Origin of the sequence: Haloferax sulfurifontis (genome assembly GCF_014635105.1) — an archaeon.
Taxonomy (GTDB): Archaea; Halobacteriota; Halobacteria; order Halobacteriales; family Haloferacaceae; genus Haloferax; species Haloferax denitrificans.
Window position 1 is genome coordinate 463,664 of sequence record NZ_BMCI01000003.1, and the last position, 20,656, is coordinate 484,319.

18 protein-coding genes and 1 pseudogene are annotated in these 20,656 nt (G+C 69.7%); 10 read left to right on the top strand and 9 right to left on the bottom strand.

From position 1 onward, the window contains the following. Nucleotides 1-9: 9 nt before the first annotated feature. Nucleotides 10-1,308: a DUF7405 family protein gene (locus IEV64_RS10705; RefSeq protein WP_007273541.1), complete on the bottom strand. Its 1,299-nt coding sequence runs from the start codon at nt 1,306-1,308 to the stop codon at nt 10-12. Between the two features lie 147 nt (nt 1,309-1,455). On the opposite strand from IEV64_RS10705, the gene IEV64_RS10710 reads away from it, so the two are divergent. The 3 genes from IEV64_RS10710 to IEV64_RS10720 are packed head-to-tail and all read left to right on the top strand — an operon-like array spanning nt 1,456 to nt 4,459. Then, nucleotides 1,456-2,127: an SCO family protein gene (locus IEV64_RS10710; RefSeq protein ID WP_007273540.1), complete on the top strand. Its 672-nt coding sequence runs from the start codon at nt 1,456-1,458 to the stop codon at nt 2,125-2,127. After that, nucleotides 2,124-3,185 (top strand): iron transporter, encoded by a 1,062-nt coding sequence (locus tag IEV64_RS10715; RefSeq protein WP_188423851.1) that lies wholly within the window; start codon nt 2,124-2,126, stop codon nt 3,183-3,185. Before IEV64_RS10710 ends, IEV64_RS10715 begins: the two co-directional genes overlap by 4 nt. 56 nt (nt 3,186-3,241) lie before the next feature. Continuing rightward, nucleotides 3,242-4,459, top strand: a complete 1,218-nt coding sequence (locus IEV64_RS10720; RefSeq protein ID WP_188423852.1) for an MFS transporter — start codon at nt 3,242-3,244, stop codon at nt 4,457-4,459. On the opposite strand, the pseudogene IEV64_RS10725 reads toward IEV64_RS10720, so the two are convergent. Together IEV64_RS10725 and IEV64_RS10730 are read right to left on the bottom strand one after the other, a co-directional pair. Further along, nucleotides 4,435-4,928 (bottom strand): annotated as a pseudogene (locus IEV64_RS10725) (hypothetical protein). The gene IEV64_RS10720 and the pseudogene IEV64_RS10725 overlap by 25 nt on opposite strands. Nucleotides 4,929-4,971: 43 nt before the next feature. Beyond that, the gene (locus IEV64_RS10730; protein WP_188423853.1) at nt 4,972-5,946 is read right to left on the bottom strand and encodes an aldo/keto reductase; all 975 of its coding nucleotides are present in this window, start codon (nt 5,944-5,946) and stop codon (nt 4,972-4,974) included. Between the two features lie 211 nt (nt 5,947-6,157). Here IEV64_RS10730 and IEV64_RS10735 point away from each other — a divergent pair, with 211 nt between their 5' ends. The 4 genes from IEV64_RS10735 to IEV64_RS10750 all read left to right on the top strand — a co-directional run bounded on the left by IEV64_RS10735 (nt 6,158) and on the right by IEV64_RS10750 (nt 11,369). Continuing rightward, nucleotides 6,158-7,279, top strand: a complete 1,122-nt coding sequence (locus tag IEV64_RS10735; protein WP_007273536.1) for a bactofilin family protein — start codon at nt 6,158-6,160, stop codon at nt 7,277-7,279. Between the two features lie 63 nt (nt 7,280-7,342). Then, nucleotides 7,343-8,959: an acetate--CoA ligase gene (locus IEV64_RS10740; protein ID WP_007273535.1), complete on the top strand. Its 1,617-nt coding sequence runs from the start codon at nt 7,343-7,345 to the stop codon at nt 8,957-8,959. Nucleotides 8,960-9,028: 69 nt separating this feature from the next. Beyond that, nucleotides 9,029-9,823 (top strand): creatininase family protein, encoded by a 795-nt coding sequence (locus IEV64_RS10745; protein WP_007273534.1) that lies wholly within the window; start codon nt 9,029-9,031, stop codon nt 9,821-9,823. A 49-nt stretch (nt 9,824-9,872) separates the two neighbouring features. After that, nucleotides 9,873-11,369 carry a cryptochrome/photolyase family protein gene (locus tag IEV64_RS10750; protein WP_188423854.1) on the top strand — a complete coding sequence of 499 codons (1,497 nt, stop codon included), beginning with the start codon at nt 9,873-9,875 and terminating at the stop codon, nt 11,367-11,369. 122 nt (nt 11,370-11,491) lie between these two features. On the opposite strand, the gene IEV64_RS10755 is transcribed toward IEV64_RS10750, so the two are convergent. The 3 genes from IEV64_RS10755 to IEV64_RS10765 all read right to left on the bottom strand — a co-directional run bounded on the left by IEV64_RS10755 (nt 11,492) and on the right by IEV64_RS10765 (nt 12,922). Further along, complete coding sequence (locus IEV64_RS10755; protein ID WP_004043709.1) at nt 11,492-11,686, bottom strand: cold-shock protein; 195 nt, start codon at nt 11,684-11,686, stop codon at nt 11,492-11,494. An 84-nt stretch (nt 11,687-11,770) separates the two neighbouring features. Continuing rightward, on the bottom strand, nt 11,771-12,352 hold the full coding sequence (locus tag IEV64_RS10760) for a peroxidase-related enzyme (RefSeq protein ID WP_007273532.1): 582 nt from the start codon (nt 12,350-12,352) through the stop codon (nt 11,771-11,773). A 75-nt stretch (nt 12,353-12,427) separates the two neighbouring features. Continuing rightward, nucleotides 12,428-12,922, bottom strand: coding sequence for a metal-dependent hydrolase (locus IEV64_RS10765; protein WP_007273531.1), 495 nt, complete (start codon nt 12,920-12,922; stop codon nt 12,428-12,430). A 96-nt stretch (nt 12,923-13,018) separates the two neighbouring features. Here IEV64_RS10765 and IEV64_RS10770 point away from each other — a divergent pair, with 96 nt between their 5' ends. Both IEV64_RS10770 and IEV64_RS10775 read left to right on the top strand, forming a co-directional pair. Beyond that, nucleotides 13,019-14,227 carry a mechanosensitive ion channel family protein gene (locus tag IEV64_RS10770; protein ID WP_188423855.1) on the top strand — a complete coding sequence of 403 codons (1,209 nt, stop codon included), beginning with the start codon at nt 13,019-13,021 and terminating at the stop codon, nt 14,225-14,227. Nucleotides 14,228-14,329: 102 nt separating this feature from the next. Further along, nucleotides 14,330-14,467 (top strand): hypothetical protein, encoded by a 138-nt coding sequence (locus IEV64_RS10775; RefSeq protein ID WP_007273529.1) that lies wholly within the window; start codon nt 14,330-14,332, stop codon nt 14,465-14,467. Nucleotides 14,468-14,485: 18 nt separating this feature from the next. On the opposite strand, the gene IEV64_RS10780 is transcribed toward IEV64_RS10775, so the two are convergent. Next, nucleotides 14,486-16,951 carry a DUF5059 domain-containing protein gene (locus IEV64_RS10780; protein WP_188423856.1) on the bottom strand — a complete coding sequence of 822 codons (2,466 nt, stop codon included), beginning with the start codon at nt 16,949-16,951 and terminating at the stop codon, nt 14,486-14,488. A 75-nt stretch (nt 16,952-17,026) separates the two neighbouring features. Continuing rightward, on the bottom strand, nt 17,027-18,613 hold the full coding sequence (locus tag IEV64_RS10785) for a uracil-xanthine permease family protein (protein WP_007273527.1): 1,587 nt from the start codon (nt 18,611-18,613) through the stop codon (nt 17,027-17,029). Between the two features lie 133 nt (nt 18,614-18,746). Here IEV64_RS10785 and IEV64_RS10790 point away from each other — a divergent pair, with 133 nt between their 5' ends. Then, a complete protein-coding gene (locus IEV64_RS10790) occupies nt 18,747-20,096 on the top strand; it encodes an MFS transporter (protein WP_188423857.1) in 1,350 nt (449 codons plus the stop codon). 39 nt (nt 20,097-20,135) lie between these two features. Here the strand turns inward: IEV64_RS10790 and IEV64_RS10795 are convergent, their stop codons facing one another. After that, on the bottom strand, nt 20,136-20,609 hold the full coding sequence (locus IEV64_RS10795; RefSeq protein ID WP_007273525.1) for a chemotaxis protein CheW: 474 nt from the start codon (nt 20,607-20,609) through the stop codon (nt 20,136-20,138). Nucleotides 20,610-20,656: the final 47 nt, after the last annotated feature.

The window sequence follows — 20,656 nt, forward strand, 5'->3', positions numbered from 1 at the left end:
GCGCTCGATTCAGCCGTCCAGTCCCGGCGCTTCGCCCGTCGGCGTCGGCAACGCGCGAATCTCCCGCGGCGGCACGAGGAAGTTGCCGCGGCGCTTGACGAAGATGTACTCTAAAATCCCGTTGTTGACGCGCTGGCGGACGGTCGGCACGTCGGTCAGGTCGGTGCCGTTCATCGCCTCGCGGACCTCCTCGAACGCCGAGATACCGCGCTGGAGCGACGGGAAGTGCAGGCTCGCCACGCCGTCGTCGGCCGACTCGAAGTGCCTGCGGAGGAGTCTGACGTTCCCCTCCTCGTCGCGGTTGGCGCGGGCGGCCTTCTGGGCGTGGCCGACGTGGCCGAACTCGAAGGCGTCGTCGCGGAGGCCGTCCAGCATCGCGTCGATACCGCTGTCGTCGCCGAGGTTGTCGCCGACGCCGTCGACGAGGTCCTGCTCGGCGTGCGCGGGCGAAAACAGCTTCATGACCCGGTGGTAGCGGTCTTCCTCGTCGTACCAGTCCGAGAGGCGCTGGCGGATGTTCGCCACGTGCTTCGTGGTCGCGCCCGCGAACGGCCCCTCGTCGATGGTGACGTACTCCTCGGTGGCCTGATTCCCGGCGAAGCCCGCTTTGAACCCCATGAAAAGCGGCGATTCCTCGGGGACGGGGTTCCCGTCGGGGATGCCGTTCAGGTCGGACTGGTGCTCGGCGGGCAGGCCGGCCCCGACGAACCCCGTTCGCCGGGAGGCGACCGAGAAGACGCCCGAGAGGTCGGCGTCGACGGCGACGCCGTTGGCCTCGTCCGCCTCGCCGAGGAGGGCTTGTTCCGCTTCGAGAACCGCGTCGGCGCGGTCCGACGCGAGGTGGACCAGCGCGTCCTGCCGGTCGAACTCGGGCGTCTCGAACGGCGACAGCGCCCGCGGTTCGGGCAGGTCCACGCTGTCGGGAAGCGGGTCGTCGAAGCGGTCGAAATACCGCGGGGAGTAGGCGGCCGACCAGACGACGCCCTCGTGGCTCCGCTCGTAGGCGCGGTCGAGGACGCGGAAGGCGCGCTCGACGGTCTCGCGGTCGGCCTCGTCGGGCGGGCCCTCGCCGTCGAGGTCGAGGTAGAGGAGCACCTGATGTCTGGGCATCTCGGCGTTGCCGTGGTCGTCCTCACGGCAGAACTCGTTCCATGCGTGCTGTCGGCTCGGGAGCGTCTCGAACGCGTCGGTCCCCGCCGGGACGGGGGCGTCCGGTGCCCTGTCGAGGCAGGCGGACAGCGCCGCCGCGCCGCCGGCGGCGACCGCGGCCTTCAGGAACTCCCGGCGGGACGGAGGCCCGTCGAACATACGCCCGGCTAGGCACCTCGCGGGGAAGTCCGTTCTGGTGTGTGCGTCGAAGCTTTCATCCACGGTCGTGCGAGACGAGAACACGCGCGCTGGCGTTCGAAAGGCACACCAAACGGCATTTCAGTACCGGAGCTCTAGCGAGGAGCAATGAAACGACGAACGTATCTCCGCGCCGCCGGGGCGGGCGCGGCCGTCGGGCTGGCGGGCTGTCTCGGTGGCGGCGACGCCAACCCGAACGTGTCGCTGTCGAAGCCAGACCGCGAGAACGACGTGTCCAGCGAGGACCTCCCGTATCCGGCGTGGGGCCAGCGGGTCCCCGACGTGACGCTTTCGGACCCCATCGCGGGGAGCGAGGTGTCGGTCCGCGACATCGACGGGCCGCACTTCCACACGTACTTTTTCACCAACTGCATGACCGTCTGTCCGGTCCTCATCAGCGCGCTCCGCGAGGTCCAGATTCACTCGATTTCCGAGGGCTACGCCGACGGCGTGTCGTTCTACCCCATCACGTTCGACCCCGCCCGCGACGACGCCGACGCCTTCCGCGCGGAGGCCGACCAGATGAACGTCGACATGGACGCGGGTAACTGGCACTTCCTCCGGCCCGCCGACGAGGCCGAGGCGAAGTCCGTCGTCGAAGACCAGTTCGGCGTCTTCTTCCAGAAGAACGAGCCGAACGACGAGGGCAACTACATGTTCACCCACCTCGGTCTCGTCTCGCTCGTCAACGGCGACGGCTACGTCGAGCGGACCTACCGCGGCAACCAGCCGGACGAACAGGCGCTCATCGACGACCTCACTGCGCTCCGGGAGGCATGACGAGTCGGCGTCGATTCCTCGCGGCGAGCGGGACCGTCGGAGCCGCCGGGCTCTCCGGCTGTCTCGCCGAGCTCGGCCGGCTCTACACGTCGAACGAGCCGCCGGTCGTCTCGAACCGTCCCGACGAGGTGTACGTCCCGACCCACACCGAGGGGATGGGCATGGTCGGAAGCGCCGACGCCGGCGACCTCCGCGTGGGCGTCTTCTACAGCTACCCCCACCGATTCTGGGTGATGGCCGACGAGGGCGACGGCTTCGGCACGTCGAAAATCTCGGTCGAGGCCGGCGACGACGTGCATCTCATGGCGTCCGTCTGGGACCCCGAGACGGGCGTCGTCGTCCCCGACACCGGCCTCTCTATCGAAATCGCCCGCGACGGGGACCTCGTGAGCGAGGAGGTCGTCTACGCGATGCTCTCCCAGCAGATGGGCTTCCACTACGGCTCGAACTTCGGCCTCGACGGCGACGGCACCTACGAGGTGACGGTGGACGTGGGCGCGCCCTCCCTGCGCCCCTTCGGCGACCTCGCCGGCCGGTTCGATTCCCCCGCGAGCGCGACGCTCGACTTCGAGTACAGTTCCGGTGACCGCGACGACATCCCGTACACGACGTTCGACGACCAGCAGGGCGACCCCGGCGCGGTCAGGCCGATGGAGATGGACGGTCTCTCCCTCGGCCTCGGCCCCGCGACGCTTCCGGGGACGGCGCTGGGGGCCGCGGCGACTGGGGGCCTCCGACTCGTCGGCACCGCCCTCGACGCCGACCGCTTCAGCGACGACCCGTACCTCGCCGTCTTCCCGCTGACGCCCTATAACCGCCTTCTCGTCCCGCGGCTGGGCCTCACCGCGACCGTCGCGTCCGGCGGCTCGACCCGCTTCGATGGCCGCCTCGAACCCGGCCTCGACGCCGACCTCGGGTTCCACTACGGCGTGTCGGTGCCGGGGCTCGCCGGCGGCGACGCGACCGTCGACCTCGCGGTTGACGTGCCGCCGCAGGTCGCTCGCCACGAGGGCTACGAGACGGCTTTCCTCGACTTCGACCCCGTCCGCCTCGGGTAACGGCAACCGAATCGAACAAGGACAGGGCTATTTTCGTCGGGACCGACCGAACCCGTATGGACTCGACGCGCCGCGAACGCGCGACGCTCGCGCTCGCCGTCTGGGGCGTCCTCGTCTCGCAGGTGCTCCTCTATCCCGGCGTCTCCGACCTCGTGACCGCCCTCGGCGGCGGGCGGGGGGAGTACGACCTCTCTGCCGGGATGCTGTTTCTCGTCGCCGAGTTCGCCTCGTTCGTCGCCTTCTCCAGCGTCTGGGGCGCGCTCTCGGACGCGCTCGGCCGGCGGACGCGGCTCATCGTCGCGGGCGCGCTCGGCGGCGCGGCCAGCTACGTCGCGCTCCTCGCGCTCGCCACGCTCCCGTGGCTCGACGCCACGTTCGGCGCGGTCCTCGCGGTTCGCCTCGTCGGCGGCGCGATGACCATCGGCGCGTTCTCGCTGTCGATTACGATGCTCGCGGACCTCTCGGGGGGCAACGGCCGGAACATGGGCGCGGCGGGTATCGCCATCGGCCTCGGCGCGGCGCTCGGCTCGGTCGTCGGCGGCCAACTCACCACTATCGACCCGCTCGCGCCGCTGTACGCGTCCGCCGCGTCGCTCACCGCCGTCGCCCTGCTCGTCACGACCGTCACCGACCGGACGCCCGACTCGACCCGCGTCGGCGTCGGCGTCGTCCTCAAGAAACTGGCCGCCCGCCCGGCGTTCGCAGTCCCGTACGCCTTCGGCTTCATCGACCGCATGACCGCCGGCTTCTTCGCCCTCGTCGGCGTGTACTACTTCCGCGAGGCGTTCGGCGTGGGCGCCGCTGTTGCGGGTGGAGTGCTCGCGCTCTTTTTCGTCCCCTTCGCGCTCTTGCAGTACCCGCTGGGATCGCTTTCGGACCGCGTCGGCCGGTTCGTCCCCGTCGTCGCGGGGTCGATGCTCTACGGCGTCGCAATTGTCGCCGTCGGCGTCGCTCCGGCCTTCGAACTCGCGGCCGCCCTCATGGTCGTCGTCGGCGTCTTCGGCGCGCTCGTCGCCCCCGCGACGATGGCGCTCGTGACCGACCTCGCCGACTCGGGCGAGCGCGGGGCGGCCCTCGGCGGCTTCAACGTCTTCGGGAGCCTCGGCTTCCTCGCCGGCTTCCTCATCGGGGGCGTCGTCGCCGACGCGGTCGGCTACCTCCCGTCGTTCCTCGTCGTCGGCTTCGCCGAGGTCGCCATCGCCGTCGTCGCGCTCCGGGCGGTGAAGCGGCTCGACGGTATCGACGCGGCTCAGACGCCGTCGAGCGCCGACTGAAGCTCGGCGTTCACGACGAGCCACATCCCGCGGAGGCAGACGACGACGGCGAGGCCGACGCCCGCGAGGACGAACGCCAAGAACAGACCGACGAAGACGCCGCCGCCCCGCGGGTCGGGGACGGCCGCCGCGAACTCGCCGAGTTGAACCGCGAAGGCGACGATACCGGCGACGAGGAACGCGAGCATCAGTTCGAGGAGCCGCCAGAACGTCTCGATTCGCAGGCCGCCGCGGCCGGTGAGGAGGAGGGCGATTCGCCGCGACGCGGCCAAAGCGAGACGACCGTGAGAAGGAGCGTCGCCGCGGCCGCGAGCGTGAAGCCGACGTGGGCGAGCGGGAGCGCCGACGCGAGCGGCGAGACGAGCGTCAGCGCGACGCCGAGGAGGACGCCGGCCGCGAGGAGCGACTCGACGCCGAGAATCGCCGTCTCCGGCTCGTCGCGGGCGATTCGAGCGAGTGTCCCGTACACAACCGACTCTCTCGACGGGCGCTGAAGGCTGTTTCCCTTAGCCTTAGTCGTGGCCGGAGACGCGGACCGGCTGGTAGGGTTCTTCGAGGTAGTCGATGTCGGAGTCCGAGAGCTTGATGTCGAGCGCCTCGACCGCGTCTTCGAGGTGTTCGATACTGCTCGTGCCGACGATGGGCGCGTCCACCCAGTCCTTGTGGAGAACCCACGAAAGGGCGAGTTGCGCCATCTTGACGCCCTTCTCGTCGGCGAGTTCCTCGACGCGCTCGTTCACCTCGCGGCCGCCGCCCTCGAAGTACGGGTGGCCCTTGGCGTGTTCGTCGGTCCGACCGCGGGTCGTCGCCTCGAACTCCTCGTGGGGGCGGGTGAGATAGCCGCGGGCGAGCGGCGACCACGGCATGACGCCGACGCCCTGCTTCTCGCAGAGCGGGAGCATCTCGCGTTCCTCCTCGCGGTACAGCAGGTTGTAGTGGTTCTGCATCGTGGCGAAGCGGTCGAGTCCGAGCGAGTCGGCGGTGTACTGCGCCTCCGCGAACTGGTGGGCCCACATCGACGACGCGCCGACGTAGCGCGTCTTGCCGCGCCGAACCGCGTCGTCGAGCGCGCGCATCGTCGTCTCGATGGGCGTGTCGTAATCGTAGCGGTGAATCTGGAGCAGGTCGAGGCTGTCCATCCCGAGGCGGGAAAGCGAGTTGTCGAGTTCCTGCTCGATGGCCTTCCGCGAGAGACCGCCGGAGTTCGGGTCCTCGTCGTCCATCTGGAAGTAGACCTTCGAGGCGACGACCGCCTCGTCGCGGCGGCCCTCAAGCGCCTTCCCGAGGACGCGCTCGGACTCGCCGTTCGAGTACATGTTCGCCGTGTCGAAGAAGTTGATACCGAGTTCGATGGCGCGGTCGACCAGTTCGAGCCCCGCCTCCTCGTCTAAGACCCACTCGCGCCACTCCGGCGTGCCGAAGCTCATACAGCCGAGACAGATTCGGGAGACCTCCATGCCGGTGTCTCCGAGCGTCGTGTACTCCATGCTCGAACATCTCCGCGAGTCGGCAAAAAGGTGGACCAAGCGGTAGCTTCGGTGGGGAACCGGGCCGACAGCCGGAGCGCGTCCGCGCGCCCGAGCGGCGATTGCTGACAGTCAGGCGAACAGGCCGTTTCCCGGCGTCTGAAACCGTCTGTCTCGGTTTATGCTCTCCGGAGTCGTATCATTAATCCGAGGCGTAGCCTCGGTGATTCCGATGTTCACAGCGAAACAACTGGTCGCGCTCCTCGTGAGCCTCCTCGTGGTGGGGTCGCTCGCGGGCGTCGCGGCCGCACAACAGGGACCGTCAGCCGGCGGTGCCGTCGTCGTCGACGAAGGCGAGACCTTCGACGGCGACCTCGACGCGGTCGGCGGCACGGTCGTCGTCGCCGGGACGGTAACCGGCGACGTGTCCGCGACGGCCGGGACCGTCCTCGTGACGGAGACGGGCGTCATCAACGGGAACCTCGACGCAGTCGCGGGCTCCGCGACCCTCGAAGGCACCGTCAACGGCGACGTGAGCCTCGCTGGCGGCGCGGTGTTCGTCCGCGACACCGCCGTCATCGACGGGTCGTTAGACGCCGCCGGCGGCACCGTCCGACTCGACGGCGCGGTCGACGGAAACGTCCGCGTCGGGGCCGAAGAGCTCGCGGTCGGCCCGACCGCTCGGGTCGGCGGGTCGCTCGAATACGACGCCGCGACCGCGACCGTCGACGCCGCGGCCGTCGTCGACGGCGGCGTGCGACAGGTCGACGACCTCGCGGTCGCCGCGCCCGTCGTCGCCGGGACGCCGTTCCAGGTCGGCCAGTTCGAAGGCCCGGTCATCCCCGGTTGGGTGGTCTCGGGCTACTGGCTCCTCGCTAACTTCGTCGTCGGCGCGATTATCGTCCTCGTCGCCCCCGACTTCGCCCGCCGCGTGACGGGTCTCGGAACGAAGAAGGCCGTGCGGAGCGGCGGCGTCGGCCTGCTCGCCATCGTCGCGGTGCCCATCGTCCTCCTGCTCCTGCTTTTGACCATCGTGGGCATCCCGCTCTCGCTGGCCGGCGGGGTCGGCTTCCTGCTCGTCCTCTGGGTCGCGGGCATCTACGGCGCGCTCGTCCTCGGGACGTGGCTCCTGTCGCTCGCCGACTACGACAACCGCTGGGTCGCGCTGTTCGCCGGCCTGTTCGTGCTGGCCGTCCTCGATTTCGTCCCGCTCGGGGGCGTCCTCGAATTCGTCGTCCTCCTCGTCGGACTCGGCGCGTTCGCGCTGGCGCTCCGCGGGGAGTCCGGCGACGACGGCGACGAGAGCGTGAGCGCGCCGGACGAGGGCCCACAAGAGGGCTCGCCGATGGCCTGACGGCGCGGCTCCCTCGCACAACCCGGACGAACAATTATTATGGTCTGTTCTGTCTGTCGAGCCATGGCAGTCGACTACGCGGCCGAGTCGGAATCGTTCGAGTGGGACATCCCCGAGGGGTACAACATCCCCGCGGTCATCGAATCGCACGCCGACGCCTTCGGCGACCGCGTCGCCCTGAAGTTCCGCGACGCCGACGGCGGCCGCGAGGAGCGGACCTACGGCGACCTCCGCGACGACATGAACCGCTTCGCCAACGCGCTCGAATCCATGGGCGTCGGGAAGGGCGACCGGGTCATCCACCTCCTCCCCCGCGACCCCGACGTGTTCGCCGTCCAACTCGGCGCGCTCAAACGCGGCGCGCTTCTCGTCCCCAGTTCCTCGATGCTCAAGCCCAAGGACATCGCGTTCCGCGCGAACGACTGTAAGGCGACGACCGCCGTCGTCCACGAGTCGCTCGTCGGCATGGTCGACGAGGTGCGCGACGAGACGCCGCTTTCGAACTTCGTCGTCCTCGGCGGCGACGCCGACGACGCCGACGGCTGGACCTCCTTTTCCGACCTCGTCGCCGACGCGTCCGCCGAACACGACGGCCCCGACCTCCGGGCCGAAGACCCGATGTCCATCAACTACACGTCGGGGACGACCGGCCAGCCCAAGCCGGTCCGCCACCGCCACCGCTGGATGCGGTGTTTCGAACTCGTCAACGCCCCCTACTGGTGGGGCGTCACGGCCGACGACGACCTTTCGGAGGAACTGCTCTGGGCGACGACCGGCACCGGCTGGGCCAAGTGGTTCTGGAGCCCCGTCGGCGTCGGCCTGACGACCGGCGCGACCCAGTTCGTCTACCGCGGCGACTTCGAACCCGACACGTTCCTCGACATCATGGAAGAAGAGGGCGTCACCCGCCTCTGCGCCGTCCCGACCCAGTACCGGATGTTCGCCCAGCGCGACCTCGGCTCGTACGACCTGCAACTGACCGAGGCGCTGTCGGCGGGCGAACCGCTCAACCGCGAGCCGATAGAGGCGTTCCGCGAGGCGTTCGGCGTCATCCCGCGAGACGGCTACGGCCAGACCGAGACGGTCGCGCTCCTCACGAACTACCCCGGCATCGACGTGAAGCCCGGCAGTATGGGCAAGCCGACGCCCGGCCTCGGCACGACCATCATCGACGAGAACGAGGAGGTGGTCGGCGTCGACGAAATCGGCGAAATCGCCGTCCCGGTCGGCTGTCCCGGCATCTTCGACGGCTACTACGAGAAGCCGAACCTCGACGAGAAGACGTTCTCGGGCGACTACTACCGCACCGGCGACCTCGCCTCCCGCGACGAGGACGGCTACTTCTTCTTCGAGGGCCGCGCCGACGACATCATCATCTCGGCGGGCTACCGCATCGGCCCCTTCGAGGTCGAAGACGCGCTGGTCTCCCACGAGGCGGTCGCCGAGGCCGCCGCGGTCGCCAGCCCCCACGAGGAGCGCGGCAGTATCGTCAAGGCGTTCGTCGTCCTCATCGACGGCTACGAGGGCTCCGACGACCTCGTCGAGGAGTTACAGGCGTTCATGAAAGAGCAGACGGCCCCGTACAAGTACCCGCGCGAAATCGAGTTCGTCGCGGAACTGCCGAAGACCTCCTCGGGGAAGATTCGGCGCATCGAACTGCGGTCCCAAGAGCGGGACTGAGCCGGCGCGCTCCGGGAGTCCATTTCCCCTTTGGCACCTTTCTTTAGGCGTCGTCGCCTGGTGACGCCCATGTACATCGCGGACCAGACGTGGCCCGAACTCGGCGACTACGTGGCCGAGTCGTCGCTCGCGGTCGTCCCCCTCGGCTCGACGGAACAGCACGGCCCGCACCTCCCGCTCGCAACCGACCACCTCATCGCGGAGGCGTTGGCCCGCGAGGCGGCCGACCGGACCGGCTTCCTCTGCACGCCGACCGTCAACGTCGGCGTCAGCCCCCACCACCGCCAGTTCCACGGGACGATGTGGGTCGACCCGCCGCAGTTCCGCGACTACGTGGAGTCGATGACGCGCAACCTCGCGTACCACGGCGTCGACCGGGTCGTGTTCGTCAACGCCCACGGCGGCAACGTCCAGCACCTCCGGGAGGTCGGCCGCCGCCTCCGCGACGACGGCACCATGTACGCCATCGAGTGGATGTGGGACGAGTCGATTCCGGACCTCGTGACCGACCTGTTCGACCACCCCGGCCCCCACGGCGGGCCGAAGGAGACCTCGATGATTATGCACATCGCCCGCGACCTCGTCCGCGAGGGCGAACTCGAATCCGCCCGCGACGGCGGCGTCCCGGACCTGAGCGACGACCACCTCCGCGAGCACGGTGCGCGGACGTTCTACGACGCCGTCGAGAACTCCGGAAACGGCGTCTTCGGCGACCAGACCGACGCGTCGCCCGAGGCCGGCGAGGAGCTGTTCGAGGCCGCGACCGACCAGCTCGTTCGCCTGCTGTCGTGGCTCGACGACCAGCCGATAGACGACCTGCTCGCGCCCGCCCACGTCGACCCCCAGCCGGGGTCGCGTCGCTGATCCCTCGACTGGCCGACACGCTCTTTTCTCCACCGCCGAAGGGACGCCTATGACCGTCTGGGTCCTCGGCGACCAACTCGACCCGTCGGCCGCGCCGCTCCAGTCCGACGACCGCGTGCTGATGATAGAGGCGTACGCCTTCGGCGATCGACTGCCGTACCACCCCCAGAAGCTCGCGCTCGTCTTCTCGGCGATGCGGCACTTCCGCGACGACCTCCGCGAGCGCGGCTACGAGGTGACCTACCTCCAAGTCGAGACGTTCGGCGAGGGCCTCGACCGCTACTTCGACGCCGCGCCCGGCGACGACCTCGTCGTGCTCGACCCGCCGAGCCACGGGGCGGGCGAGCGGCTTCGGGAGCTCGTTTCCGCCCGCGGCGGGTCGCTCACGCTCGTCGAGAACGACCTGTTTCTCACGACGCCCGCCGGCTTCGACGACTGGGCCGGCGACGCCGACAGCTACCGACAGGAACAGTGGTACCGGCACGCCCGCCGGGAGACGGGCGTCCTGATGGACGGCGACGACCCCGTCGGCGGCGAGTGGAACTACGACGACCAGAACCGAGAGACGCCACCGGAGGGGTGGACGCCGCCGGAGGCACCGCGGTTCGACCCGGACGAGACGACGCGCGAGGTCATCGCGTTCGTCCGCGAGCGCTACCCCGACGCGTGGGGGTCGCCCGAGCCGTTCGTCTGGCCGGTGACGCGCGAAGAGGCGAGACAGGCGCTGGCGCACTTCGTCGAGGTCCGCCTCCCCGAGTTCGGCCCGTATCAGGACGCGATGGTCGACGGCGAGTGGGCGCTCTGTCACTCCCTGCTCTCGGCGGCCATCAACCTCGGTCTGCTTCACCCGCGCGAGGCGGTCGAGGCCGTCGAAGATGCCTACGAGGCGGGCGACGCCCCGCTCAACAGCGTCGAGGGGTTCGTCCGGCAGGTCCTCGGCTGGCGGGAGTTCGTGCGGCACGTCTACCGGCGGTCGATGCCCGAACTGGCCGAGGCGAACCAACTCGACCAGACCGAATCGCTCCCGGCGGCGTACTGGACCGGCGAGACGGACATGCGCTGTCTCTCGGAGGCCGTGGGCCACGTTCGGGACCGCGGCTACGCCCATCACATCGAGCGCCTGATGGTGCTTTCGAACTTCGCGCTCGTCTACGGCGTCGACCCGGCGGAACTCGACCGCTGGTTCCACCTCGGCTTCGTCGACGCGTTCCACTGGGTGACGACGCCGAACGTGGTCGCGATGGGGTCGTTCGCCACCGACGTGCTCTCGTCGAAGCCCTACGCCTCGTCGGGCAACTACGTCAACGAGATGTCCGACTACTGCTCGTCGTGTCCCTACGCGGTGTCGAAGACGACCGGCGAGGACGCCTGCCCGTTCAACGCGCTGTACTGGGACTTCCTGAAGGAGAACGAACAGCGCCTCCGCGGAACGGGCCGGATGGGGCTCATGTACTCCCACGTCGACCGCAAGGACGACGAGGAGTGGGAGGCCATCCGGACGCGGGCCGACGAGATTCGGCGGATGGGGCGGGCGGGGACGCTCTGAGGCGGGCGACGACCGGCCGTCCGAAGTTGGCGGCCGCCGACGCGCGAGCGCCGCGGCTGACGGGCTGAAAATGCAGAACTCTGATTCGCTGTCGAGTCGTCGTCGGGCGGAACGCGCCGGCCTCAGAGTCGGGTGACGTTCGTCGCCCGCGGACCTTTGTCGGCCTCCTCGATGTCGAACTCCACTTCCTGACCCTCTTCGAGGTCGGGACCCTCGATGTCCTCCATGTGGAAGAACACGTCGTCGTCGTGGTCGTCGGTCTCGATGAAGCCGTAGCCCCCGGAGGACTTGAAGAATGCAACCTTACCTTTCGCCATTGCGTGTCGAACCTCGCCGGTCGGTGGCATAAGGATTCCGGCAATTGACACCAATGACCGTGGTATTGGTTCTGCTCCCGAGAGTCAGTCGTCGCGCGGTTGGCGGCCGAGTGTGTGGAATTCCTCGTTCGGCCGCATATCGGCGAACATCGCCATGCGGTTGCTGAGGTTGAAGAAGGCCGTGACCGCGCCGATGTCCCAGACCGCCTCCTCGGAGAAGCCGGCGTCGCGGAGTCGCTGGAGGTCGTCCTCGCCGACCTCGACGGGGGATTCGGTGAGTTTGACCGCCACGTCGAGCATCGTCTTGTGTTTCTCGGGGATGTCGGCGGTGCGGTAGTTGGCGACCAGCTGGTCCGCGAGGAGCGGGTCTTTCGCGTAGATGCGGACCAGCGCGCCGTGGGCGACGTTGCAGTAGTAACAGTGGTTGACGCCGGAGACGGCCACGATTATCATCTCCACCTCGTGGCGTTCGAGGTCGGTGTCCTCGACGAGGGCGTCGTGGTACTCGAAAAACGGCCGGAAGTGCGAGGGCTTGTACGCGAACGCGGCGAAGACGTTCGGGGTGAAGCCGGCGCGCTCGGTCTCGTCGTCGATGCGCTCGCGGAGGTCTTCGGGGAGGTCGTCGCGGTCGGGAACGGGGAAGCGGCGCATGGCGTCGTCGTCCATGCGTCTCCGCTCTCCCGGACAGACCTTAACGATTCCTCAGGTTCGAGAGGCGCTCGCCGTCCCGAGTTCCGGGGCTCAGAGCGCGACCGAGAGGTACGCCGACGCGGCCACCGCGAACACGCCGACGGCGAACAGGCCGTAGTTGGCGACGGTGTTGTCCGCGGTCCAAAGCGAGAGCGTGAACTTCCGGGACGAAAGCGGCCAGAGGGGGCGGATGCCGGCCGGCGTGAGCACGTCGGCCAGGAGATGTGCGAGGACGGTGAGCGCGCCCACGGCGAAGCCGAACGCGCCGAGCGTCGTCGCCACGGTCTCGGGTTGGCCCGCGTTGCTGGCGAGGAGGTACGCGCCGCCGCCGCCGACGCCGCCGACGAGGGCGGCGAAGAGGACGGTGTGGGTCGGCCCGCGGTGGGAGATGCCGGGGACGCGCATGTCGTAGTCGGGGAGCATCGCCAGCCAGCACATCGCCGCGCCGGCGGCGAAGGCGAGTTCCGGGCGGCCGGCCTGCACGAGCGCGAAGCCGAGCGGGGCGAACACGAGGAGCGAGACGCCCCAGTGACCGAATCGGTACATCTGGTGTGCCCTCGCGCCCCCGGCGAACAAAACCTTTCGGCCGCCGCGACCGTCAGCGGAGCAATCGTTATCCCCGGTGGCCGCGATTTCCGCGGCATGAGCCAACACCTCTCGTCGTTCCTCTCGGGCCTGTCGGCGCTTGAGGTGACGGCCCTCGTGCTTCTCATCTCCGTCGGCGGCGCGTTCGTCATGGAGACGGTGGTCATCCGACTCCTGTTTCGGTACACCAGCCGGACCGAGACCTCTCTGGACAACATCGTCGTCCAAGAACTTCGGTGGCCAATCGTCGTCACCGTCTCGCTGACCGGCGTCTTCCTGTTCTCCAGAGCGCCCGCGGTCGCCGAGGCGCTCGTCGTCGACGCGGCGACGCTCAACGACTTCTTCGGCCTGCCGTCGCTGTCTGTCGGCATCGTCATCTGGGCGTGGGCGCTCAACCGCCTCGTCAACCGCCTCGTCGACGCGGTCAAGGACAAGGGCAGTCGCTACGACTTCGCGCCCGTCTTCTCGAACGTCTGGACCATCGTCGTCTCGGTCGGCACCATCGGCGCGCTGTTGTACATCTGGGGCATCGAAATCACGCCGCTTTTCGCCGGTGCGGGCATCGCCGGCATCGCCGTCGGCTTCGCCGCCAAGGACACTGTCGCCAACTTCTTCGGCGGCATCGCGCTGTACTTCGACGACACCTACAAAATCGGCGACTACGTCGTCCTCGACTCCGGCGAGGCGGGCACCGTCGTCAAGGTCGGCATCCGCTCGACCACGCTTCTCACCCGCGACGAACTGCTCGTGACGGTGCCGAACTCGGTGCTCAACGCCGCCAAAATCATCAACGAGTCCGCGCCGAACCGCCGCCGCCGGCTGAAAGTCCCGGTCGGCGTCGCCTACGGCACCGACGTCGACGAGTTCGAAGAACTCCTGACCGACATCGCCCTCGACGAGCCGCTGGTCCTCGACAGCCCCCGCCCGCGGCCGCGGCTCCGCCGGTTCGGTCCCGACGCGCTGGAGTACGAACTCGTCTGTTGGGTCAACAGCCCGCTCAAACGCGGGAAGGCGACGCACAACCTCAACCGCGAGATATACAAGCGCCTGAACGACGCGGGCATCGGGATTCCGTTCCCCCAGCGGGACGTGCACGTCCACTCGGCGGACGCCGAGGCGACCCGGCAATCGCCCGCGGCCGGACTCTCGAACGGCGGCGTTCGGCGACCGGCTCGCACCCGCGACGCGGCCGACGGGACGGTGGCCGACGACGTCGCGGACGCGGCGGCAGACCCGGACGTAGACGACAGCGCCTACGACGAGTGAGCGCCCGGCGTCGCTCGGTGGGTGCGCCCGCCGCGAACCGGTTCGGTCGCCCGCACCGGCCGCCGCCGGGAACGTTATCCGCGGCGCGGCCGTGGCTCGGATATGCTTCAACTCGGTCCCGTGGACGGGCTCATCGAGACGTTCGGCCCCTTCGCGATTCCCGTCTTGCTGTTCGCCGCCGGGTTCGTCGGTTACCTCGTGCTCGTCGCGCTCGGGCGGACCGGGCGCGACGGGGACTAAGTCCGCTTCTCGACGACGCTACTCCTCGGCGACGACGGTTCCGGTCATGCCCGCGGCCTCGTGGGGCACGCAGAAGTACGCGTGCTCGCCGGCCGTCTCGAAGGTGTGGACGTAGGACTGGCCCGACTGGACCGCACCCTTCCCCTCGCCCCATCCGGTCTCGGCCGACTCTTGGGACTCGAAGCCGCCGGAGGCCCAGTACGCCGCGCCCTCGGGGAGGTCGTCGCCGTAGGCCGTGACCGAGTGCGCCTCGCCGGCGGCGTGCTCGAAGGCGACCGTGTCGCCGACGGAGACGGTCAGTTCCGCCGGTTCGAACGCGACGGCGCTCATCTTCACCACGTGGTCTGCCTCCTCGGGAACGCCCTCGACGACGTTCGGACCGCCGGTGAGTGACGTGTCCGCGGAGCCGCTTTCATCGGTACTCCCGGCCTCGGGGGCCTTCCCGACTTCGCCGACGACCGCGAACTGGGCGCGAGCCGTCGCCGTCGCGTACGTCTCCGCGGCGGCGTCGACCTCGCTTCCGTCCTCCAGCGCGGCGACGTAGTCCGACAGGGCCGCCTCGAAGCCCTCGTAGGCGTCGTGGTCGGCCTCCTCTAACGCCTCGTGGACGCGGGCCTCCTCGAAGGTCTGGAAGACGCCGGTCATGCGCTCCGACGCGGCGGCTCCGAGACCGGCGTCCGCGGCCGCGGTGGCGACGACGGCGTACATCGAATCGACCGCTCGCTGGCCGTAGGTCTTGGCCGCGCCGTAGGTGTCGCCGCCCTCCTCGGCCGCGGTTCGGACCGAGCCGAGCGCGCCCTCGAACGACTCGTAGAGGTCGTGGTCGGCCTCCTCCAAGGTCTCGTGGTAGCCGCCCGCGCCGGCCTCGAAGAAGGCGAACGTGGACTGGACGACCGTCGCGGCACGGGCCGACGCACCGACCTGCGCGAGCGCCGCGGCGTCGAACCCGCGAGCACCGAAGAACGCGGCCTCGGCGGCCGACACCTCGGCGGTCGCGCCGACGGCCGCCTCGAACTCGAACAGCGCGTCCGTCGCGCCCTCGGCGTGGGCCGCGGCGGCGCCGGCGTTCCCGGCGGCCGCGTCCTCGACGAGCCCCGCGAGGTGCTCCTCCTCGAAGCGGTGGTACAGCTCTTCGGACTCCTCCTCGACGGACTCGTGGAGGTCCGCCTCGTTCTCCTCGAAGCGGGAAAAGAGGTCCTCGCCGACCGCGGCGGCGCGGTCCGTCTCGCCGACCGCGACCAGCTCGCGGGCGTCGCCGAGGCGGGCGCGGAAGAACGCCGCTTCGAGGACGGTCGCGGCCTCGCCGCCGACGAGCGCCGAGATTCCCGCGAGCAGGTTCTCGTCGACCGTCGCCACCGCCTCCTCGGCCGCCGCGACGTCGCCCGACTCGGCGGCTTCAGTCAGCGACTCAAGTCCGCCCTCGAAGCCCTCGTAGGCGTCGTGGTCGGCCTCCTCTAACGCCTCGTGCGCCCGGGCGCCCTCGAAGTGGGCGAACACGTCGCTCGCCACCGTCGCGGCGAAGTCGGCCTCGCCCGCGGCGACCAACCGGGGCACGTCGGCGGCGCGGGCGCGGTAGAGCGACAGCGCGGCCGCGTGGGCGAACTCGTCGCCGGGACCGCCGAGCCCGGCCAGCACCTCGGCGTCGAAGCCGACCGCCTGCATGAGCGCGAGGTGGCCCGCGCCCGCGACCGTCTCGGGGGCGAGTTCGTAGCTCGCGTCGACCGTCGCCGCGGCGGCGGTCCGGGCCGAGGCGGCGAGCGTCTCGGCGTCGCCGGCGTCGGCCGCACCCTCGACGGCCGCCTCGAAGGTCTCGTACAGTTCGCCCGAGGCGGACTCGAGCGCCGAGTGGGCGGGCGCGTCCTCGAAGCCCTCGTACACCGCGTTCGCCAGTTCGGCCGCGGCGTCGACCTCGCCGGCCGCGGCGAGCAGACCGGCGTCGCGGGCGCGAGCGCCGAACAGCAGGACGTCCAGCGCGTCGACCACGGCGGCGTCGACCCGGCCGCGCTGGGCCGCCAGCAGGTTGTCGGCCGCCTGCACCGCGAGGTCCGCACCGCGCTCGGCGTCGCCGGCGGCGTACGCCTCTCGCGCGCCGCCGAGGTGCGATTCGAACGTCTCGTAGTTCTGTTCGTTCGTCGCCTCCAACTGCTCGTGTGCGCCCCACTCGCCCGACGACTGTTCGAACCGGGCGAACACGTCGCCGGTGACGCGGGCGGCCGTGCCCAGTCGCCCCGCGGCGGCCAGCGCGACGGTGTCGTAGAGCCGAGCGCGCATCGCGTTCCACTCGGCCGCGACGGCGACGGTGGCGTCGACGCTCACCGACGACTCGGCGTCCTCGGTGGTCGTTCCGTCCGCGGTCTCCGTCTCCGAATCGGTCTCGGCGGCGGTGGTCGATTCATCGCTCGATTGGCCGTTACAGCCCGCGAGTCCGGCGGTCGCGACTGCGAGTCCCGTCGTCTGCAAGAGACGCCGTCTGCTGTAGTTCATGGTTTTAGGCGCGCCTAACTATAGAAAAACGCATCGATTTTTAGGCGACCCGAAAAAGTCCGCGCGTCGGTCGGCTCAGTCGGCCGTCGCCGACTCGTCGCCGCGGAAGCGGTCAAGCGCCGACTCGAAGTCGCTGTCGTCTTCGACGGTGTCTTCCCACTCTTCGAGGCCGCGCTCGGCGCGGGTGCCCGCGATGGTGTTGTCGAAGAAGAAGGCGATGAGGCCGCCGACGGCCATGCCGGTCGAGCCGATGACGAACACCGTGTCGGCGACGAGTTGCGTCCCGAGGACGGGGCCGACGAGCGCGACCTGCCGCATCCCCTCGCGGAACGCCGCCGCGCTCCCGACGTTCCCCATGTAGGCGGGGACGGCGAGGCCGGTGAACATGGCGACGCCGACGATGAACACGTTCCGGGAGGAGTCGAGGTCGACGTACTTCAGGTTCGAGAGGCCGACGGCGACGATTTGGCCGAACATGGCGACGTAGAGGCCGCCGACGATGGGGTCGGGAATCGTCGCGATGAGCTGGCCGAAGTAGCCGACGAAGCCCATGACGAGCATCACGGCGGCACCGATTTGGACGACGTAGCGGGAGGCCACGCCCGTGAGGCCGATTGCGCCGATGTTCTCGGAGTAGGAGGTCGAGCCGCTCCCGCCCATGACGGCCGAGAAGACGTTCATCAGGCCCTCCATGCCGATGCCGTGGTTGATGCGGCGCTCGGAGGGCGCGCCGACGCCCGAGAGCCGGGCGACGGCGTGGTAGTCGCCGAACGATTCGACCATCGAGGCCGCGACGCCCGCGAGCATCCCGATGATGAAGGAGGTCGTGAACTGCGGGACGCCGAACGCGACCGAGCCCACGACGGGGAGCGAAACGGTCGTCGCCCCCGGGCCGCCCGCGAAGCCCCACTGCAGGGGGTAGATGGGCATGAGCGCCGGGGCCTCGATGACCGTCTGGAGGTTCACGTAGCCCGCCGCGCCGGGGGCGATGACGCCCGCGACCGAGAGGCCGGCGGCGACGACGTACGAGACGATGACGCCGAGCAACACCGGAAACAGCTTGAACGCCGGATGGGCGGTGTCGAGGTACTGCGAGAACAGGACGATGAGCGCGAGCGTCAGGCCGAGGAGCCACCAGTTGTTCGTGGCGGACGCGACCTGCGGGGCGTTGAAAAGCGACAGCCCGATGAGCGCGATGGTCGGCGCGATGACGACCGGCGAGATGAACTTCCGGAGGCGTCCGAGCAGGCCGAAGTAGCCGACGAACACCTCGACGACGGCCGCGACGATAATCGCGCCCTGCAGTTGTAACAGCGCGCTCTGCCACGCGACCCCCGACTGGTCGGCCGCCGTCGCCACGCCGACGACGGCGAGCGCCGGCGCGAGCATCGAGAAGGGCGCGCCCTGCACGATGGGGTAGCGGTTCCCGAACGTCGTCTGCATCAGCGTCGCGATGCCGGAGACGACGAAGAACGTTCCGACGAACCGCGGCACCACGTCGGCGGGCATGCCGAGGGCTCCGGCGAGGATGAGGGGGACGGCGATGTTCGCGCCCACCATGGTGAGGTAGTGTTGGGCGCCGAGAAGGAGAGCGGTCGGAAGGGGTGGTTTGTCGTCGATACCGTACTGCACGAACGAGGAGGGAGAGGAGTCGTCCGTCACGACCGTCCCCCCGTATGTGGTGGTTCGCTCCCGAGCATGGTTGTCCGAGGATTTTGTTCAGACTATATATGTCCTGCTTTTCGCGCGCCTTCGGGGAGTAACGACTTTGTTTCACCGGTCTCATTCGTGACGTGTGACCGACCGACACGGGCGTTCGGAGGCGAGGAACCGCGACCGATGGCTGTTCGGCTGGGCGCTGGGCTACGCCGCGGTGGGCGCGTCGTCGCTCGTCGTCCCGCTGTACGCCATCGAACTGGGTGCGAACGCGCTGTTCGTCGGCCTCATCGCCGCGACCGCCGCCTTCGCCGGCGCGCCGGGCGCGGTGCTCTGGGGCCGACTGGCGGCCCGCGCGAAGCGCAGACGGCCGTTCATCCTCGTCGCGCTCGCGGCGACCGCGGGCGCGCTCTCTCTCACCGCCGCCGTGTCGTCGCCGGCCGCGGTCCTCGTCGCCAACGCCCTCCTGTGGTTCGTCGTCGCGGCGGCCGCGCCGGTGTTGAACCTCATCGTCGTCGAGGGCGTCCCCTCGAAGGACTGGAACCGCCGGTTCGGCGTCCTCAACCACTATCAGGGCTACGGCTGGCTCGGCGGCCTCGTCGTCGGCGCGGTCTGGTCGGCGCTGGCCCCGCGGCTGTTCGGCCTCGACGCGCTCGCCGTGCAACGGCGGTTCCTCGTCGCCGCCGCGGTCGCCGCCGCCCTCGGGGCCATCCTCGTCCGCGTCTGGTACCCCGAGCGCTCGACGGTGTCGGCGCGGCGGTTCGCCCGCGTCTCGGCGGGCATCCGCCGGCGGAGCGGTCTCGTCGGGCGCTCGGTCCGCGCGGTCCCGTACGGCCCCTCGCGGCTCTACTGGGCGCTCCATAGCTTCGACCTCGACGACTTCCGGAAGCGGATGACACCCGAGCTCCTCCGGTACCTCGCGGCCGCGACGCTGTTTTTCGTCGGCTTCTCTGTCTTCTTCGGGCCGCTCCCGGCGTACCTCGTCGGTTCCGGGCGGACCGCCGACGAGGTGTTCGCCCTGTTCGTGCTTTCGAGTCTCGGGTCGGCGGTGAGCTACGCGAAGGTCGGCGCGTTCGCGGCGCGACACGACCCCCGTCGCCTGCAGGTCGGCGCGTTGGCGACCCGCGGATTCGCCTTCCCGGCTGTCGCCGTGGTCGGTACACAGTTCGCCGCGCTCGCCGCGCTCGTCACCCTCGGCGCGACGTTCCTCGTCATCGGCGTCACGTGGGCTATCATCGCGGTGACGGCGACGGGGATGGTGACGCGGCTCGCGCCCGACCGGATTCGCGGGGAGGCCCTCGGCGCGTACACGGCGCTTTCGAGCCTCGGCGGCGGGGTCGGCTCGGCGCTCGGCGGCTTCGTCGCCGACGCCGCCGGCTACGTCGCGGCGTTCGGGCTCGCGGGGGTCGTCGTGGGCTGTGCGCTCGTCGTCGTGTTGCTCACAAGCGGTCGGGGCGTCGCGGCGGGAGAGCAGTCGCTCGCCGACTAGGGTCTCGAAAACGAATGCGGGGCCGGTCGTCGAACCGCCTTACTCGATGGCGTGCACCGGCGAAATCCAGACGACGAGGTCGCCGTCGCGTTTGATGACGCCCTCGATGGAGTCGTCCTTTTCGAGCGGCGGGTCCTCCACGTCGTCCATCGAGACGCGCACGACCTGATACACCTCGTCGACGAGCCAGCCGGTCGCCGCCTCGTCTTCGAACTTGTTGGGGTCGAAGATGACGATGCGCTTCGACTCGCCCTCGGCGTCGATGTTGAGAAGCGACTTCGGGTTGATGATGGACGTGGTCCGGCCGCGGAGGTCCATCACGCCCTCGACGTAGTCCGGCGCGTTCGGCACCGCCGTGAGCTGGCCCTTGTCGACGATTTCGCTCACGTACTCGATGTCGACGCAGTACGTCTCCGGGCCGAGTTGGAATTCCAGCACCTGTACTTCTTCGGCGGAGTCCTCCGCGTCGGTCTCGTCCGCGCTCACCTCGGTCGTGATTGCATCTTGTCGCATGGTCAACCCCGGCGGCGACAGACGCCGCCACCTGATCGCTTCAGAGT